The organism is Bradyrhizobium sp. URHC0002, from assembly GCF_054059515.1.
The window spans coordinates 5,015,880-5,033,105 of record NZ_JBSSCF010000001.1 but is presented as its reverse complement, the minus strand read 5'-3'; the positions used below and the strand labels follow the sequence as shown (position 1 = coordinate 5,033,105).

13 protein-coding genes are annotated in these 17,226 nt (G+C 62.5%); 4 read left to right on the top strand and 9 right to left on the bottom strand.

What is annotated here, in order from left to right; genetic code table 11:
* Nucleotides 1-55 precede the first annotated feature (55 nt).
* A complete protein-coding gene (locus ACVWVY_RS24425; RefSeq protein ID WP_456628763.1) occupies nt 56-2,509 on the top strand; it encodes a PAS domain S-box protein in 2,454 nt (817 codons plus the stop codon).
* A 1-nt stretch (nt 2,510) separates the two neighbouring features.
* Here ACVWVY_RS24425 and ACVWVY_RS24420 read toward each other — a convergent pair whose 3' ends face one another.
* The gene (locus ACVWVY_RS24420; RefSeq protein WP_456628762.1) at nt 2,511-5,228 is read right to left on the bottom strand and encodes a bifunctional diguanylate cyclase/phosphodiesterase; all 2,718 of its coding nucleotides are present in this window, start codon (nt 5,226-5,228) and stop codon (nt 2,511-2,513) included.
* A gap of 93 nt (nt 5,229-5,321) precedes the next feature.
* Entirely contained in the window at nt 5,322-5,849 is a 528-nt protein-coding gene (locus tag ACVWVY_RS24415; protein ID WP_456628761.1) for a hypothetical protein, read from the bottom strand.
* A gap of 333 nt (nt 5,850-6,182) precedes the next feature.
* Between ACVWVY_RS24415 and ACVWVY_RS24410 the strand changes: the two genes are divergently transcribed.
* Entirely contained in the window at nt 6,183-6,824 is a 642-nt protein-coding gene (locus ACVWVY_RS24410) for a phosphatase PAP2 family protein (protein WP_456628760.1), read from the top strand.
* On the opposite strand, the gene ACVWVY_RS24405 is transcribed toward ACVWVY_RS24410, so the two are convergent.
* Nucleotides 6,802-7,293 carry a YciE/YciF ferroxidase family protein gene (locus ACVWVY_RS24405; RefSeq protein ID WP_456628759.1) on the bottom strand — a complete coding sequence of 164 codons (492 nt, stop codon included), beginning with the start codon at nt 7,291-7,293 and terminating at the stop codon, nt 6,802-6,804. The genes ACVWVY_RS24410 and ACVWVY_RS24405 overlap by 23 nt on opposite strands.
* Before the next feature lie 363 nt (nt 7,294-7,656).
* Here ACVWVY_RS24405 and ACVWVY_RS24400 point away from each other — a divergent pair, with 363 nt between their 5' ends.
* Nucleotides 7,657-8,784, top strand: a complete 1,128-nt coding sequence (locus tag ACVWVY_RS24400) for a TAXI family TRAP transporter solute-binding subunit (RefSeq protein ID WP_456628758.1) — start codon at nt 7,657-7,659, stop codon at nt 8,782-8,784.
* Between the two features lie 125 nt (nt 8,785-8,909).
* Here ACVWVY_RS24400 and ACVWVY_RS24395 read toward each other — a convergent pair whose 3' ends face one another.
* Nucleotides 8,910-9,362, bottom strand: coding sequence for a PPC domain-containing DNA-binding protein (locus ACVWVY_RS24395; RefSeq protein WP_456628757.1), 453 nt, complete (start codon nt 9,360-9,362; stop codon nt 8,910-8,912).
* A gap of 309 nt (nt 9,363-9,671) precedes the next feature.
* Between ACVWVY_RS24395 and ACVWVY_RS24390 the strand changes: the two genes are divergently transcribed.
* Nucleotides 9,672-11,510, top strand: a complete 1,839-nt coding sequence (locus ACVWVY_RS24390; protein ID WP_456628756.1) for an alkaline phosphatase family protein — start codon at nt 9,672-9,674, stop codon at nt 11,508-11,510.
* Nucleotides 11,511-11,565: 55 nt separating this feature from the next.
* Here ACVWVY_RS24390 and ACVWVY_RS24385 read toward each other — a convergent pair whose 3' ends face one another.
* The 5 genes from ACVWVY_RS24385 to ACVWVY_RS24365 form a co-directional block, all read right to left on the bottom strand.
* Nucleotides 11,566-12,507, bottom strand: a complete 942-nt coding sequence (locus tag ACVWVY_RS24385; RefSeq protein ID WP_456628755.1) for an HlyD family secretion protein — start codon at nt 12,505-12,507, stop codon at nt 11,566-11,568.
* The gene (locus ACVWVY_RS24380) at nt 12,504-12,752 is read right to left on the bottom strand and encodes a DUF3302 domain-containing protein (protein WP_456628754.1); all 249 of its coding nucleotides are present in this window, start codon (nt 12,750-12,752) and stop codon (nt 12,504-12,506) included. Before ACVWVY_RS24380 ends, ACVWVY_RS24385 begins: the two co-directional genes overlap by 4 nt.
* 52 nt (nt 12,753-12,804) lie before the next feature.
* Nucleotides 12,805-14,298, bottom strand: a complete 1,494-nt coding sequence (locus ACVWVY_RS24375) for a DUF1254 domain-containing protein (RefSeq protein WP_456628753.1) — start codon at nt 14,296-14,298, stop codon at nt 12,805-12,807.
* Nucleotides 14,299-14,385: 87 nt separating this feature from the next.
* The gene (locus ACVWVY_RS24370) at nt 14,386-15,810 is read right to left on the bottom strand and encodes a DUF1254 domain-containing protein (protein WP_456628752.1); all 1,425 of its coding nucleotides are present in this window, start codon (nt 15,808-15,810) and stop codon (nt 14,386-14,388) included.
* Between the two features lie 77 nt (nt 15,811-15,887).
* Entirely contained in the window at nt 15,888-17,204 is a 1,317-nt protein-coding gene (locus tag ACVWVY_RS24365) for a DUF1214 domain-containing protein (RefSeq protein ID WP_456628751.1), read from the bottom strand.
* Between the last annotated feature and the right edge of the window lie 22 nt (nt 17,205-17,226).

Sequence of the window (17,226 nt, the reverse complement as noted above, 5' to 3'; positions counted from 1 at the left end):
TGGCAAAACCGCCGCTTCCTGTGTGAAAGTACCGGCAGAGGTTTGCCGGCACGCAATGACCACTTCCGACACTTCAAACGTGTTGCCCGAGGCTGACGCCGCCGAACGCTTGCGGCGACACCTGCAGGAAATCGCGAACGAGCGCGACAGGGCTCATCGCGCGCTACAGGAGCGCGAAGCGGAACTGGCGCGGATCCAGCGCATCGCCGGCGTCGGCGGGCTCGAAATCGACTTCCGGGACGGCGTCAAGAACCGCCGCTCCCCTGAATATCTGCTGGTTCACGGCTTGCCGCCCGACGCGGCCAACGAGACCTACGAGGAATGGGTCAGCCGAATCCATCCCGACGATCGCGAACAAACCGTCCAGCACTTGTTCGGTATCCTCAAGAGCGAGAGCGAGGACTATTCGGCCGAATACCGCATCGTGCGGCCGAATGACGGCACGATGCGCTGGATTCGCGTCGTCGCCAAGATCGAGCGCGACCGCGACGGCCGCGCGTTGCGGCTGGTCGGCGCCGATTGCGATGTCACCCCCCAAATGCTGGCGCAGGCCACCTTGCGCGAAAGCGAAGAGCGCTTCCGCTTGATCGCCAACAGCGCGCCGGTGCCAGTCTGGGTCACCAAGCTCGACCGCACGCGTTCCTTCGCCAACCAGGCCTATCTCGATTTCCTCGGGCTGCCGTTCGAGGAAGCCATCGTGTTCGACTGGCGCGAGCGGCTGCATCCGGACGACCAGTCGCGCATCGTGCAACAATCGGTCGCGGGCGAGACTTCACTGAAACCATTCGTGCTGGAGGCCCGCTATCGGCGCGCGGACGGCGACTGGCGGTGGCTGCGCTCCGAATCCCAGCCGCGCTGGGATCCGACCGGCAATCATATCGGCTTCATCGGCGTCGCCCACGACATCACCTCAGCCAAGCAGGCCGAGCACGATCTGCGCCGGCTGAACGAAATCCTCGAATTGCGGATCACCGAACGGACGGCGCAGCTGGAATCCAGCGAGGCCCAGATGCGGGCGATCTTCGAGACCAGCCATCAGTATCAGAGCCTGCTCAACCTGCACGGCGACGTCCTGTATGCCAACAAGACCGCGCTCGCCGGCATCCGCACGGACGCCAGCGGGGTGATCGGCAAGCCGTTCTGGGAAACGCCGTGGTTTTCCGCAACCGCCGGCATGCGCGACACCGTCCGCGACGCCTTCATCGCCGTCATGCGCGGCGAAGAAATCCAGACCGAGATGCGGCTGCAGCTGCCGATCGGCGACCGCTATTTCGACTTCGCGATGCGTCCCTTGCACGACCAGCACGGCGCGATCATCGGCGTGGTGCCGGAGGCCATCGACATCACCGAACGCCGCCAGGGCGAGGAAGCGCTGCGCCAGTCGCAGAAGATGGAAGCGGTCGGGCAATTGACCGGCGGCGTGGCCCACGATTTCAACAATCTGTTGACCATCATCCGATCCGCTACCGATTTCCTGCGCCGCCGCGAACTACCGGAAGAGCGGCGCCGGCGCTATATCGACGCGATTGCCGAGACCGTGGAGCGCGCCTCCAAGCTGACCGGACAATTGCTGGCGTTCGCCCGCAGGCAGCCCTTGAAGCCGCAGGTATTCAATGTCGGCACCCAGGTCGAGGCGGTGGTGCAACTGATCCGCCCGCTGGTCGGCGCCCGGATCAGGATCGACGTCGACATATCAGACATCAATTGTTTTGCGATCGCCGATATCGCGCAATTCGAAACCGCGCTGATGAATCTCGCCGTCAACAGCCGCGATGCCATGAACAGCGAGGGTCGGCTGAACATCCGTGTCCGCAAGGTGGATGCCATTCCGCCGCTGCGCGCCCAGCCCGCCCGCGACGGCGATTTCGTCGCCATCACCGTGACCGACACCGGCGTGGGCATCGCGCCTGCCCTGCTCGAGACGATCTTCGAGCCGTTCTTCACCACCAAGGAAGTCGGCAAGGGCACCGGCCTCGGCCTCAGCCAGGCGTTCGGCTTTGCCAAGCAATCCGACGGCGACATCGCGGTCGTAAGCGACCCCGACCAGGGCGCGACGTTTACGATCTACCTGCCGCAGGCCGCGGTGCCGGCCGATGCCGTCGAGGCCGCCGCGACCGCCAGCCAACCCGCCGCGCGCGGCCGCGGCTACCGCGTCCTCGTGGTCGAGGACAATGACGACGTCGGACAGTTCTCCACCGAGCTGTTGGAAGATCTCGGATACACGGTCCGCCGCGTCGCCAGCGCGGATGCTGCGCTGGCGATTCTGGCCGAAGACGAGTTCTCCGCCGACCTGGTGTTTTCCGACGTCATCATGCCCGGGATGAACGGCGTCGAGCTCGCCGGCATCGTGCGCGAGCGCTATCCCGGCCTGCCCGTGGTCCTCACCAGCGGCTACAGCAACGTGCTGGCGGAGAATGCCCACCACGGCTTTGAGCTGATCCAGAAACCCTATTCGGTGGAATTGCTGTCGCGCAGTCTGAGGAAGGCGATTTCCGAGGCGCGCCGTTAGCTCACGCCGCGGCCTCGGCGCCGGCCTCCCCTGACGCCAGCAGTGCGCGAATTTCCTGCGACGGACGCGCCGCGCTGAACAGAAAGCCCTGCATCTGGGTACATCCGAGATTCTGCACGGTCTCGCGTTGCTGCAGGGTCTCGACGCCTTCCGCCGTGGTGACCATGTTGCGGTCGGCGGCGATGCTCACCACCGCGCGGATGATCGAGGCTGACGAGGAATTGCGCGTCACTTCCTTGACGAAGGAACGGTCGATCTTGATCTTGTCGAACGGGAAGCGCTGCAAATACTGCAGCGAGGAATAACCCGTTCCGAAATCGTCGAGCGCGATGTGAACCCCGAGCGCGCGGAGCTGGTTCAGCGTCGCGAGCGCCGCGTCGTCGTCCGCGATCAGGACGGCTTCCGTGATCTCCAGCTCCAGCCGGCGCGGGTCGAGCCCGGTCTCGGAGAGAACAGCCGCGACCTTCAGCGACAGCGTTTCCGACCGGAACTGGATCGGCGAGACGTTGACGGCGATGCGGACATCGGCCGGCCAGGTCGCAGCTTCCGCGCAGGCGGTGCGCAACACCCACTGCCCGATCTCCTCGATCAGGCCGGTTTCCTCGGCGACCGGCACGAAGTCGGCCGGCGAGACCATGCCGCGCACCGGATGCCGCCAGCGCAATAGCGCCTCGCAGCCGGTGACACCATCGCTGCGCAGATCGACCTGCGGCTGATAGTGCAATTCGAAGGCGCCCTGCGCCAGCGCCGCGCGCAAGTCCGCCTCCAGTTCGCGGCGATGATTGGCCTGCTGCTCCATCGCGGGATCGAAGAAGCGATAGGTTCTGCGGCCGGCCGCCTTCGCCGCATACATCGCGAGATCGGCGTTCTTCAGGAGATCGAACAGATCCGTGCCGTCGCGCGGCGCGGTCGCGATGCCGATGCTGGCATCGCTGGAAAGCTGGTGGCCGTGGCAGTCGAACGGGGTCCGCAGCGCCTGATAGATCCGCGCGACCAGCGCGTGAACGTCCTCGGCGCTCTCGATGCCGTGCTGAAGGATGGCGAATTCGTCCCCGCCGAGCCGGGCGATGAAATCTTCAGGTCCGACCGACTGGCGCAACCGCTCCGCCACGCCCTTGAGGAACTCGTCGCCGATCAGATGTCCCAGCGTGTCGTTGATGCGCTTGAACTCGTCGATGTCGATATAGAGGATCGCGAATTGGCGTCCTTCGGTTTCCAGCAGCAACCCTTCCGCATGGCGCTGGAACAGCGAGCGGTTCGGCAGATTGGTCAGCGCATCGTAATGGGCGAGATGTTCGATCCTGGCCTGGTCGCGCCGCCCTTCCGTGACGTCTTCCAGTGTCGTGGCCCAGCCGCCGTCCGGCGACCGCTTGTAGATCAGCCGGATCGTGCGCCCGTCCGGCGTCGAGGTCACGGTATCCTGAACCAGGCTGCCCCTGGGATCGAGAAATCGGGCACAATAGGCGTCGACGCCGCCGACAAAGGAGCCAAGCTCCTGGCGGTGCCGGATCAGGTCGCTCAGATGGCAGCCGGGTTTGACCACGTCGGTCGAGAGCCCGAACATGTCGATATATTGCCGGTTGCAGATCACGAGTCGCCCTGAGGAATCGAACAGCAGCAGGCCCTGCGTCATGTTGTTGATGGCGGTGTCGAGATGCTGGCTCTTCTCCGAGAGCTTGCGTTGGGCTGCGGCATGCTGCTGGCGCAGCTGACGCACGATCAGGAAAACCATGCCGATCACGACGACGATCGCCAGCGCCGCCGCAAAAAACTGCAGCCTGATCTGCGCCCGCCAGTCAGCGAGCGCGGTCTCCGTCCTCGTGGTCGCGACGATGAGGATCGGAAAGTGCAACAGCGACTTGACCGCGCCGACCTTGTCTTCCGACATTCTCGCGCTGACGAAGCGCCCCGAAACATTGCCGTCGAGCGCCAGCGCGCGCTGAAACGCGTCCGTATTGGCGACGTTCTGGCCAATCAGCTTGTCGTCCTTGGGATAGCGGGCGATGATGGTGCCGTCGCGGTGGATCATCGAAATCGCGGTGTCGCTGTCCAGCGCCAGCGATGCGACGAAGTCTTCGAAGTGGGAAGGTTCGACACCGCGGACGGCAAAGCCGATGATCTCGCCCTGGCGGCCGGTGATCTTGCGTGCAAAGACCGTCGTCCAGACCTTGGTTACCCTGCTCACGACCGGCTCGACGATCACGTCGGGCGCAGGCTTGCCCGACATGAACTCCTGGAAGTAGCGCCGGTCGGTGATGGTCTTGTCCTCCACCGGCCACATCTCGGACGAATTGATCAGCCAGCCCCTGGCGCTCCAGAGATTCAGGGCGCCGACATGCGGCAACACCGAGAGCTTCGCGCGCAGCATCTCGTGCGCGCTCAATGTCGACATCTTGCTTTCAAAGTCGTCGGCGGTGTGGACCCCGTCCGACCGCAGGCCGGTCACGACGTCTTCCTGGACGTGCTGGAGGTCCAGCAGTTGCTGGTCGAAATGTCGCGACAGCAGCAGCGCGCTGTTGTTGAGTTCGCGTTCGGCGACTTCCAGCGCCCGCTCGCGGTATTGCATGGCGAAATAGCCGGTGCCGAGCATGATCGCGATCACGAGCGCCGCCGCACTCAGGATCAGCCACTGGATTGCACCCAGCCGGATCCGCCACGCCATGCCGCCACCAAACAACGGCTGGCTCTCCGCGACGTCGTGCGATGAATTATTCAGCATTTCCCGCTGCCCCCACAGGCGCTTGTTGTAGGGAACACAACCCAAGAGGGCGTTAGCAAAATGAGTTATTGAGAGGTTAAAGCGGCAGCGGAATCAGACGGTTTCCGCCATCTCCTCTTCCACCAGGCTGCACTCGATCAGTGCGCCGTCGATCGTGAACTTCGAAAACAGCGAGCCCGGCGTCGAGGCCTGCAGCGCCGCGAAGTACTGTGAATCTCCGGGGCTCTTCAGGAAGAAGCGGATGTGGCTGGCCGACATCGTGTCCCTCGACAGCCATACGATGCCGGAGAACAGCGCCACCATCATCTGGGCGTACTGGCCGGCGTCTGCGATCCCCAGTTCATAAATCGGCGACGCCAGGATAAAGCGCGCCCGCAGGATCGGCGACGGGAATTTGCTCATCATCAGGCGGCTGACCTGGCAGGCCGCATGAATCCGCTCGCCGTCGGAAAGGCAGTACAGGCTGGGGTGGTCGCCATCCTTGGTCAGGCCGTCATAGGCCGTAAAGCTTCCCGTCGAAAAGGTCGAAAAGTCCTCGCCGACGCTTTCGGCGTCTTTCTTCCACTGGCCCTTGATCGACCGCCAGGACCTGTCCGGCTCTTTCATCGGCAGAAGGCGCATGACTACCCGGGGGTTAATCGAGGAAGTGATTGCCTTCATCTTACGGCCTGCAGCTAAACGTTTGCTTACGCCGCCACCTTGGCGACCACGTATTTGTACGGGCTTCCAAAACTACGACCTCGGCGAGTGTTTTGTTGTCGCGCTTCCTCGCGGCGGCGACATCAGGGCGACCAGCGAAACGCGTTGGCGAAGCGACCACAGGAACGATCAGGCCCGCTCCGGGTTTTCCCGTATCGGCGTTTCATTCCCCCCGCGACGTCGAACTCGGGCCCCGCCAACATCCCATGGACGGGGTTGGCGGGGCTTCTTTATGCCGGTTGCGAAGGACGGACGATGGCGCTGTTTCGGATAGGGCCGACCCGGGCCGACATCGAAATCGCGGAACGGATTTCGGACCACACCAGTCCGGAAGTCGAACAGATTGCCAAGGTCCTTACCTGGGGTGCCGACGAGCATGTCATTTGCGCGCTCGCGGCAGGCTGGTGGCTCTACTGCAGGCATCGAAGCCCGCGCCATCGCACCGACAGCAACCATCTCCTGCTGACGACGGTCGCCGTTACGCTTCTGCCGCATCTGTTGAAGTCGATCTTCGACCAGAAACGTCCCGACCGTCTGATGATCCGCGGCCATCTTCACGGGGTGCCGTTTTCGGGAAAGCCTCTCGACGCCTTTCCATCCGGTCATGCCATCCATGTCGGCGCGATGGCGTCGGCCGCCACGATACTGCCGCCCGCGAAACGCAACCTGGTCTGGTCGATCGGCGCCGGCCTGGTCCTGACACGGATCGTGCTGCTTGCGCACTGGACCAGCGATGTGATTGCCGGCCTCGCGATCGGAGCTGCGGTCGAACGGATGCTCAGGCGCTGGACGGGTTTCGGATTGTCGCGCCGGCAAGCCAGGGCCGTCGGCGCCTGCCATGAAGACATCAGCGCCGCCGGCCGGCTACTCCGCGCTATGCCGCGGCCTCATAATTGACTGCGGTCTCGGCAAGCTTGGTCAGACTTTCGTCGGTCTTCTTCTCCTCGGCCAGGGTCTGATCGAGCAGCTTCGCGGCTTGCTGATTGTTCAGCTTGAGCGCCCAGGCTTTCAGGGTGCCGTAACGCGAGATCTCGTAATGCTCGACCGCCTGTGCAGCGGCCAGCAGGCCGGCGTCGAGCGCGGGCGTGTCGGCATACTCCTCCATGATCTCCTTGCCTTCATCGAGAATGCCCTCGATGGCATCGCACTTCTTGCCACGCGCAGCCTTGCCCAGAAGTTCGAAGATCTTTTCCAGACGCTCGACCTGTCCCTCGGTCTCGTCGTGGTGCTTTTCGAAGGCGGCTCGCAGCTTGTCCGAGGTGGCGGCCTTCGCCATTTTCGGCAAGGCCTTCAGGATCTGCTTTTCGGCGTAGTAGATGTCCTTGAGAGTATCGAGAAATAGTTCGTTGAGGTCTTTCTCAGCCATGACGTTCTCCATTGTTGGTGGGCCGACAACGTTGGATTGAACGAAATGGTTCCTATGCCGACCCGCCCGACGCCGTCAGCCGCACGGGCGAGCTTGGCTGTGATGAGGTCGGGCAGCAAATCGTTGTTCAACCTCCGTGGCCTCGATTGCGATAGCGAGCGCCTTCATGACCTCCGATTGTGAAGTGCAGGAACGTAAACTACGGGGCGCCGAAACCGCGGTCATCTCGCGAAGATCGATCGCGCCGGCCATGAGCACGATACGTGTTGCGCGGCTTTTGCGATCCGCAATTCAGCCATTATTTGCCGATTAGCGTTCCATTATAGTTGCATTGCTCCCACTGAATTGCTGATGGGGAATTTCATGCGCGCGATTTTTGGCGTTACCGTTTGCATGCTTTGGGCTTTGTTCGCAGGCGCCGCCGGGGCGCAGCAGCGCGCTCCGGCTCAAGTCAACGAACTCCCCGAGCGCGATCTTCTCAATGCCGGCACGGTCACGGTGATCACGGCGCCGATCGGCGGCCCGATGTCGATCATGGGCTCCGACATGGCCTCGGTGCTCGACGATGGCGACAAGCTCCGGGTGCTGCCAATCCTCGGCAAGGGCTCGGTCCAGAATCTCATCGACATCCTCCGTCTGAAAAACATCGACATGGGCTTCGTCACGTCCGATGCGCTGGAGTTTGCCAAGACCGAATACAACATTCCCGACATCCCCAAGCGCGTCCGGTACATCACCCGTCTGTTCCACAACGACATTCACATCGTGGCGCGGAAGGAGATCAGGAGCCTGCAGGATCTGCAGGGAAAGAGGATATTCGCCGAACGGAGCATCGGATTTCCGGCGGCGCGCATCATCTTGCGCCGCATGGGCATTGAGGCGGACATCGATACCCAGACCGATCCCGACGGCGGCCTGCAGAAGCTGCTCAGCGGTGAGAGGGACGCATGGATCGCGAGCGTTTCGAAGGGCGCCCCGGTCATCAAGAACATCAAGAACGAGGCGGGGAAATTCCATTTGCTGGAGATCCCCTACGCAAAACCATTGCAGGACATCTATCTGCCGTCGTCCTTCACGTCCGAAGAATACCCAAACCTCGTGGCGAAAGACACCAAGGTCTATGCCCTTGCCGTTCCAACCGTGCTGATGGTGTATAATTGGCCACCCGAGAGCGAGCGCTACCGGAGGGTGGCGCGCTTCGTCGATGCGTTGTTCGGCAAGATCGGCCAGTTGCAGCAGCCCCCGCGTCATCCGAAATGGAAAGACACCGGACTATCGGTCGCCGTCGCCGGACTGGAACGTTTCAAGCCGGCGCAGGACTGGCTCGACAAAGCCCAGCCGGCGGCGGCAACGCAAACGGGTCCGACCGCTGCAACAGCCGAAGAATTCCGCAGTTTCCTGGTCCAGAAAAACGGCGCTGAAAACGTTTCTCAACAGGATACGGCCAAGGCTTACAACGACTTTCTTCGATGGCGGGCTGGACAGAAATGACATGATCTGCGGGCTGCTGCCGTCCGCACCCAGCAAAACATGCCACCCCTCTAATATCTCTACAGCCTTTCGATCTGCTCCTCCGCCATGAGGTTTTTCAGCTGTCACTGAATCATTCGTGACGCTCAGCCGCCCGCCGTTCCAAGATCGATCAGCGCAATCCCGAGGTCCGCCCGCTTCTTCCGTCGAAGCGTCGCCGGGACTTCGGTCAAGACCACTTCGAGCGTCGGCCTTACCGTTCCTGCCAGCAGGTGGCCGCCGCGGGTCGAGCCGTCGGCGAGCCCGAGCACGATGTGGACATGAAGGCTGGGCTTGCCGTCATCGCCGATGGCGACGTCCCCGATCGCACTGAGGACCTCGCATTGCTCATTGACCTCGATCTTGCGGTAGCTCTTCGAGGCGATGTCGAACCAGCCGACGGTGGCCCGCTCGAAAGCGCCGATTGCCGTCAGCGACGCCGCGGATATCCCTGATTCATTGGTAAAGCGGGTGAGCGCCGCAAACGCCTCCTCGCCCGTGTCGAGAATGATGATATGAACCTGCGCCTCCGTGTCGGCGGCAATATGCTTGCTCTTCATGGGTAACCTCGCAGTTGCCGTCCAGGCCGCGCGACGTCCGCAACCCGACGTCGCCGAGCATTTGCCTGATCTGTTTGGTCCGGGCTTCGGCCTTCTGTTGGAACTTGCTCATGGCTGGCCTCCTGAAGGAGAACGGCCTCGGGGTGCTGATGTTTCCTCCAATCGGCCCAAACCTTGACCGGACCCTGCGTGGACCAGGTTCGGCACTTGAGGCTGGTTCCACACAATGTAACAATCCTGTCGCAGAGCAAAACTAAACGGGAGCGAGACGGCGGATCGCCGGAACTGCTGCCTGTGGGGGAGAACCTGATGCGCCGCACCATTGTATTGCTGTCCGCCGGACTGATCACGCTTGCCGCGGGCTCAGCGTCCGCGCAAAACGCCACACCGCGTAACCTGATCCTGTTCGTGCCGGACGGCCTGCGCGGGCGCATCGTGACGCCGCAGACCGCGCCTGCGATGGCCGAACTGCGCGACAAGGGCGTCAATTTCAAGAACTCGCATTCGCTGTTCCCGACCTTCACCATGGCGAACGGCTCGGCGATGGCCAGCGGCCATTACCTCGGCGATACCGGCACCTTCAGCAACACGATCTACACCGGCTATTCTTCCGCGCCGGCCGGCGACACGGTCGTGCCCTTCATCGAAAACGACGCGGTGCTCGGCGACGTCGACGAGCATTTCAACGGCGACTATCTTAACGAGGAAACGATCTTGAAGATGGCCCGCGCGCAGGGCTTCTCCAGCGCAGCAATCGGCAAGCTCGGCCCGACCTATCTTTTCGACCATACCGACGGTGGCAAGAATACGATCGTGATCGACGATTCGACCGGCGGCAAGAATGGCGTGCCGCTGTCCGACGAAATGAAGGACGCGCTCACCAAGGCCGGCCTGCCCCTGGTGACGACCCCGCGCGGGGAAAACAGCAAGGCCGGCGACGCCAAGACGCCGGGCACGACAAGTGCCAATGTCGCGCAGCAGGCCTACATGGCCGATGTCGCTTCCAAGGTCGTGCTGCCGATGTTCAAGGCGCGCAACAAGCCGTTCGTGCTGGTGTTCTGGTCGCGCGATCCCGACGGCAGCCAGCACAACACCGGCGACAGCCTCAACACCATCACCCCCGGCATCAACGGGCCGACCTCGATGGCCGGCATCAGGAACGCCGATAACAATCTCGCCCAACTGCGCAAGGCGCTGGACGACCTCGGCCTCGCCGCCTCGACCAATATCATCATCTCCTCCGATCATGGCTTCTCGACGATTTCGAAGGAAAGCAAGACCAGTCCGTCGGCAAAGATCTCCTACGACGACACGCCGAAGGATTTCCTCCCGATGGGTTTCCTTGCGATCGACCTGGCGAAGGCGCTGAACCTGCCGCTGCACGATCCCAACAACAAGAATGCGGCCGTGGCTGATAACGCCCATCCCAAGGCCGGCAACGGCGTGCTGGGAAAGGACCCGACGAAACCCGATCTGGTGATCGCCACCAATGGCGGATCTGACCTGATCTACATTCCCAGCAAGGACCGCAAGCTCGCGGACCGCACCATCAAGGCGCTGCTGGAACAGGATTACGTCAGCGGCCTCTTTGTCGACGATGAGTTCGGGAATTTCCCCGGCACGCTGCCGATGTCGCAGCTCGGCCTCAAGGGCAAGGCGGTCGTGCCGCACCCGTCGATCGTGGTCAATTTCCGGTCATGGTCATCAGGATGCGATGAGCCAACCAACTGCTCGGTGCAGATCGCCGACACCGTGCTGCGCCAGGGCCAGGGCATGCATGGCAGCTTCAGCCGTGGCGATACCTTGAACTTCACGGCGGCGATCGGACCCGACTTCAAATCGGGCTATGTCGATCCCCTGCCCGTCAGCAATGCCGACGTCGGCGCCACCGCGGCCAAGCTGCTGGGGCTCACGCAAAAAGCGAAGGGCAAGCTGATCGGCCGCGTCATGACCGAAGCCATGCCGAACGGCGCAACGCCGAAAGCCCATGCCGGCACCGTGACGTCAAAGCCGTCGGCCAACGGGCTGCGCACCGTGCTCAACTTCCAGCGCGTCGGTTCGCAACGCTATTTCGACGCGGCGGGTTTTCCCGGCCGCACGCTCGGGCTGGACGCAGCCGAAGGCAAACAGAAAACCGCAGGGAAATAGCTGGCGAGACAAGTACGCCCCGCCGGCTCGGAAGCCATTTGCCGCCTCCTTTCCCTCAGACCGGAATGATGTAGTTGAGGATCGCCAGCTGCCGCAGCAGCACCCGGCGGATGACGTGGCTGACCTTGACGTGGTCGGTAAAGATCGCCGCCGTCCCGGTGGCGCCGGCCGGCAGTGTTCGCGCAAAAGCATCGTCGTCGAGCCTGACGCGCACCACGAACGGCACCGTCTCGATCCCCTTTGGGGCCACAGCCGTGCCTGAAATCTGCGCCTGCCCCGTTGCCACCGCCTGCAAAATACTTTCGACCTTGCCGGTGAACACGCGTCCGGGCGTGAACTTGAAGGCGATCTCGACCTCCTGGCCGGGCGCGATGTAGCGCGCGTTGATCTGGCTGATCTCGACGACCACGCTTGTATCCGCGGTATCGATGAACGCCATCACCGGCGACAGCGGCAGGTTGGCCACCCGCGCGCCCTTGCGCAGCGCGAGGTTGGTGACGTAGCCGTCGGCGGGCGCGCGCACCACCGTCTTGTCGAGATTCCACTGCGCGGCCTGGAGCTGGCCCTTGAGCTGATCGACTTCGGATTGCCGCTGCTCGACGTCGAAGCCACGTCCGGCGTCGCGCTCGTAAAGCTGCGTCATCTGCGACAGCCGCGTGTCCGAGAGCTTCAATTGCGCCGCGATCGTCTTCACCTGCGCGTCGTAGGGCGTGGGATCGATCCTGAACAGGATATCGCCCGCCTTCAGGGGTATGTTCGCCGTGACCGGCACCTCGGTCACCTCGCCCGCGACATCAGGCACGATCGAGACGGCGTTGCGGTAGACCAGTGCCGGTCCCTGCGGCGCCCCCCAGCCCATCGGGATGAACAGGCCGAGATTGAGCAGCAGCAGCACGATCAGCGGCGACACCTTCCAGAAGATGTTGAAGCGGATGAGGCCGATCCACACCAGCGCAAACAGCAGCGTAATGTAAACCGCCATAATCGCGATCATCATGACTGCGTCCTCCCGGGTGCGCGTGGCGCGGGCACGTCGACATAGGCCCAGATGAGCACGAGGGGCCACAACGCGAAGCCGAGGATCAAGGTGACCCAGCCGGCCACCCTGACCGCGTCGGCCCAGGGATGATCGCGGGATCTTGCGATGTGCCCCGGCAGCGAGCCGAGCAGGCAGAACACAAAGACCAGCACCGCGATCAGAATAATCAGGACGATCCAGGCGAAGATGTCGAGGCCGCTCACGGATAAGCCTCCCAATAGCGATCACCAGCGCCAGGCCTCCTCCTCGCACACGTCATTGCCGCACACCCATCGTGGTGCCTTCCGCGCGCCGCACCGCTGGCGGCGTCCAGGAACCCTCCATGATTTCCGCCTTGGGCCAGTAGGCGCGGACATAGAGCGAGAAATCGCCGTTGGGCGCCGGCAGCCAGTTGGCGCGCTGGGCTGGATCGGTCGGGGCCTCGGCCTGAACGTAGATCGTCAGCGAGCCGTCGGCGGCGAACTTCAGGTCCTTGTTCTTGGTGCCGACCGAGAAGCGGTTGATCGGATTCTTTACGAAGAAATGATGTTCGTTGTAGATCGATATCGACCAGAAGCCGTTCACCGGCGGCACTTGCCCGGCGTCGAAGGTGACGGTGTAGCGATTGCCGCTGTTGAGCCGCGCGCCGTTCGCATCGAGGTCCTGGTAGAAATATTTCGTTTCGTTCGGCGCATTGACCAGGATGTTCGACTTCGCCACCGCCGTGCGCGTGAAATAATCGGTACCGAAGGCGGCTTCATTCGAGATCGTGGACCAGTTGTGCGGAAGCTGCTGACCGTAGTTGCGGAACTGGAATAGCGGCTTCACCAGCTTCTCGTCCGCTTCCTTTGCGCCCTCGGTCATCGCCTGCTTGATCGCGGGATTGTTCCTGGCGGCGGTCACGACCGCAAGCACCTGGGCGTAGCGCGCTTCTTCGCCGGGCAACGGCGTTGCGTCCGCAAGAACGGCCGGCAGTACGTCGACGAACTTGTCCGGAGGCACCCATGTCGTCTCCTCTGCCCCGCTTGGAGGCGCAGGCACCTTCGGGAGGTTGGCCCAATCCCTTGTCTTCGTCCGGCCGTCGTATTCCGCCACCGGATACATCATGATGCCGGGCAATACCGATTGGATGGCAAGCTTGTCCTCGGGCGTGTCATTCTGCGCGACGCGCGGCGCGACGAGTCCGGTATTGGTTGAGGACCGGAAGACCTTGGTAATGCCTTTCGGGACTTCACCGTTCCAGTGAGGCCCGACCAGCAAATAGAAGCCCGGCGTGGTGCCGTACATCTTGCCGAGCTGGACGAAGCTGTCGGTGCGGAGATCAACCACCTGATAGACCCAGAACCGGTCGCCGAAGTCCGGCACCTGGACCACAACCGGCGAAACGTCGAGCGCAAGGGCGCCAATACCGTAGACGACATCCTGGTTTGGACACGCGACCGCGCGCTCCTCCGGATCGACGTAGTCGGTGAGCATGGCAAGGCGGTTGGCCGGCGCCTCCATCAGCGGCCCCCGAACCACCATCTCCTTGACCTGCGTGAAATACAGACGGCGGTTATATAAATTTACCATCGGCCACGCCCAGAAATACGCATCGCGTCCGACCTGCTTGGCATATTCCTCGGTGATCTTAACGCGTGTGTCGGGACCGGGCGGCATGGCCCGATTCCAGCTTGGTGACAGCGTCAGGGGCATCTCTTCCGCCATCGACCCTGTGAGAGCCGTCGCAGCCATCAGGCTGACAAGAAGGGCTGTGCTGGTTTTCTTCATCGTCATCTCTCCCATTGCTGGCGACATTGAGGGCGATAGGCCGTGATGGCGCGCCGGATTTCCGCACCATCGCGTGCATGCCGCGCTTCACCTTGCTGTTCCAGTTCCGACGGTGCTGCCGATTTTCTCGACATCGGAAAGCACCCAGCTCTTTTCGAACAGCGCTTTCGTCGGCGCGTAGGCGCGGAACATCAGCTCGAACTTCCGCACAGGATCGGTCGGCACCCAGTTTGCATCCTTGCCCGCAGGCGCCGCCGGGCCGAAGTAGATGTCGACGGAGCCGTCGGCGTTCTTCTGCAATTCCGGAATCTGCGACGAGCGGCTTGCGCGCGGCATATTCTTGATCAGCGCGTGGGTCTGGCGGTCATAGGCGGTGACCGACCAGTATTGCTCGACCGGAGGATTCGCCGGCACCGTGAGCCGATAGGTGTTGCCGCCGTCGAGCGACTGGCCGTCCTTGTCCCGGATCGAGATCAGGTAGAACTGGCCGGCGCCAAGGTGTTTGAGGCCGACATAGGCATAGCTGTAAGTCATGCCGCGGTTATCGACAGGATAGAGGTTCGGATCGGCATAGGCTTCCTGCATCACCTTGATGAGGTCCGGAGGCGCCGGATAGGTCCAGCGGCTGGTCGCGGAGAAGAACGGCGGCAAGCCGGCGTCGTACTTTGCTTCCAGCAACGTGCCGGCTTCGCGTGTCGCCGCCGTCAGCATTGTCTTGGTTGCATCATCGGGCTTGAACGGCTTGCCCTTCTCGATACCGAGCGACTTCAGCTGATCGATCATCGCGCGGTCGCGCTGCAGCCAGGGCTCGCTCTGCACGATGCGATCGAGGTGTTCGAAGTAGCTCGCGTCGTAACGGATCGTGGAGTCGAAGGTGACGTCCTTGGCGTCGGTAAAGATCGTCGGGGCCGGACTGGACGCCTGCGCGAGCGGGTAGACCTTGAACTGCTTCCCGTACTCGATCGATCGCGCGACTTCGGCACTGTCGTGACTTTTGAGATTGGCGCGGAACAGCATGTAGCCGCCAAAGGTGTCCGACTGCAGCGCCATGTAGCCATCCGGCGCCTTGTCTGCGTAACCCGGCGGCAGGATCAGATACTTGCCGCCTTTGCCCTTGTCGGCGCCGTGCAGTCCGGCATCTTCGAGCGGCATCTGCCACACAGTGACGATGTTGGCGTTGAACGATCCGTTACTGTCGCCGGGCGGCAAATCGAGAACGACCGGACCATCCTTGGTGTTGAAGAACGCCATGAAGTAAATCGCGTCCGGATTGGGCGTGAGCGTCTGATTGTGCCAATCGAGCGGCCGGCCCCAGTAAACAACTTGGTTCACCTTGCCGTCCGTCTTGCTGAGCATTTCCTGCAGCATCAGGTCGTAGTTGACGACAGGCATGCCCCAGATCACCGCCTCGACGGCACGACCGTGAATGAGCCGCTCTTGCGGTGAATTTTGCGCGAGCGCACTTCCCGTAACGAAAGATAGTGCAAGTGCAACAAAAAGCCCTTTGCTCATGTCATCCTCCGTTCGATTTTTCCGCCCTCACTTCAGGGCAAAGCGCGCGCCTGATGTCATCGCTGCCTCCCATCGCATCATCGCCTGATCAGTGGCGGCGGATAGTAGGTGCCGTTCGCCACGCCTTCCGTCGGCCGGTAGAACCGGAACGTCAGGCGATACTTCGATCCTTTCGGTGTCGGCAACCAATTGCCGTCAGGGGCGTCGGCAGGCTTCTGGTCGGCGAAGTACAGGGTGAGCGAGCCGTCCGCGCCGTATTGCAGCTTCGACTGGTTGTTGATCAGAAACCGGTTGATCGGGTTGGGCAGGACGCGAAAGCGGTGGCCATCGACGGCAATCACCGACCAGAAGAACGTCGCGTACTGAGCAGGCAACCCATCCTTCGGGAAGGTAAGCGTATAGACGTTGTCACCGCTGAGTTCGGCTCCGGCCTGATCGAGGCTTCCTCGGTAGTACAGAACTTCCGGCTTGATATTGGCCCAGATGCCACCGTTATCGACCAGGGTCCGTGCCAGATAATCGAGGCCGTATTCTCCGACGACACCGGGACGCGCCCAGCCGTTCTGCACCGTGCCGTGGCCGATGATGGCCCCAGCCTTGCCGAGATCGGCAAAGGCTCGGGTGCGGATCACCTTATCGACGCGCGCGCGCTCGTCAGGGTCCTTGACGGCTTTGGCGATGGCGCGGGTTTTCTCCTGCAGCGCTTCCAGCCCGATGCTGAGATCCGGTTCGCCATCGAGGGCGATATCGGCGGCCTCGAAGGCTTCGACGCCCGGCAACGCCTCCAGCTCGAATATCGGCGTCTTGGGAATTTCCGGCAGTTTTGGTGCGCCTGTCGCCCGGAATTTGAACTGATGCTGCAAGGCAATTGCCGCGTCCGGATCGGAGCCGAGTTCGACCCGGGCAAGCACGCGGGAATACTTCACCGGGAGATCGATGCGCGTCGCTCCCGCGGGGATCGCGACGTTCGCGCCCCTGAGGCACATGGCGAACTCCCCGAACGGCCGCTTGGGAAAGAGGCGCTCGTTGATGTTGGCAATTGTCTCACCCCAGCCGTTGAGGAAGTGGACCGTGTAGTAGCGGCCTTCGACCTTGGGCACGGTGACCATGGTGCAGCTGCTGTCGTCGATCGCTACCCACGCTTCGGAATACGCCACGTCGAGGTTCGGATTCGGCCAATCCACCGCGCCGGGCTTGCGGTGCACCAGCTCGTTCCATTTGAAGCCTTCCTGGAAATCGAGCTGCTGCTGACGCGTTACCAATAGTCGGCCAAGAAGATAGATATACGCGTCACTGATATCCTGATCCGCGATGCGGGCGGGTTGCGCCTGCGCGCTTGCTGCCACTGCCGTAGCCAAGAGCAGAGCGAATGCTGCGCAAACAAATTTGGTCATCATCTACTCCTGTCCATGCCTC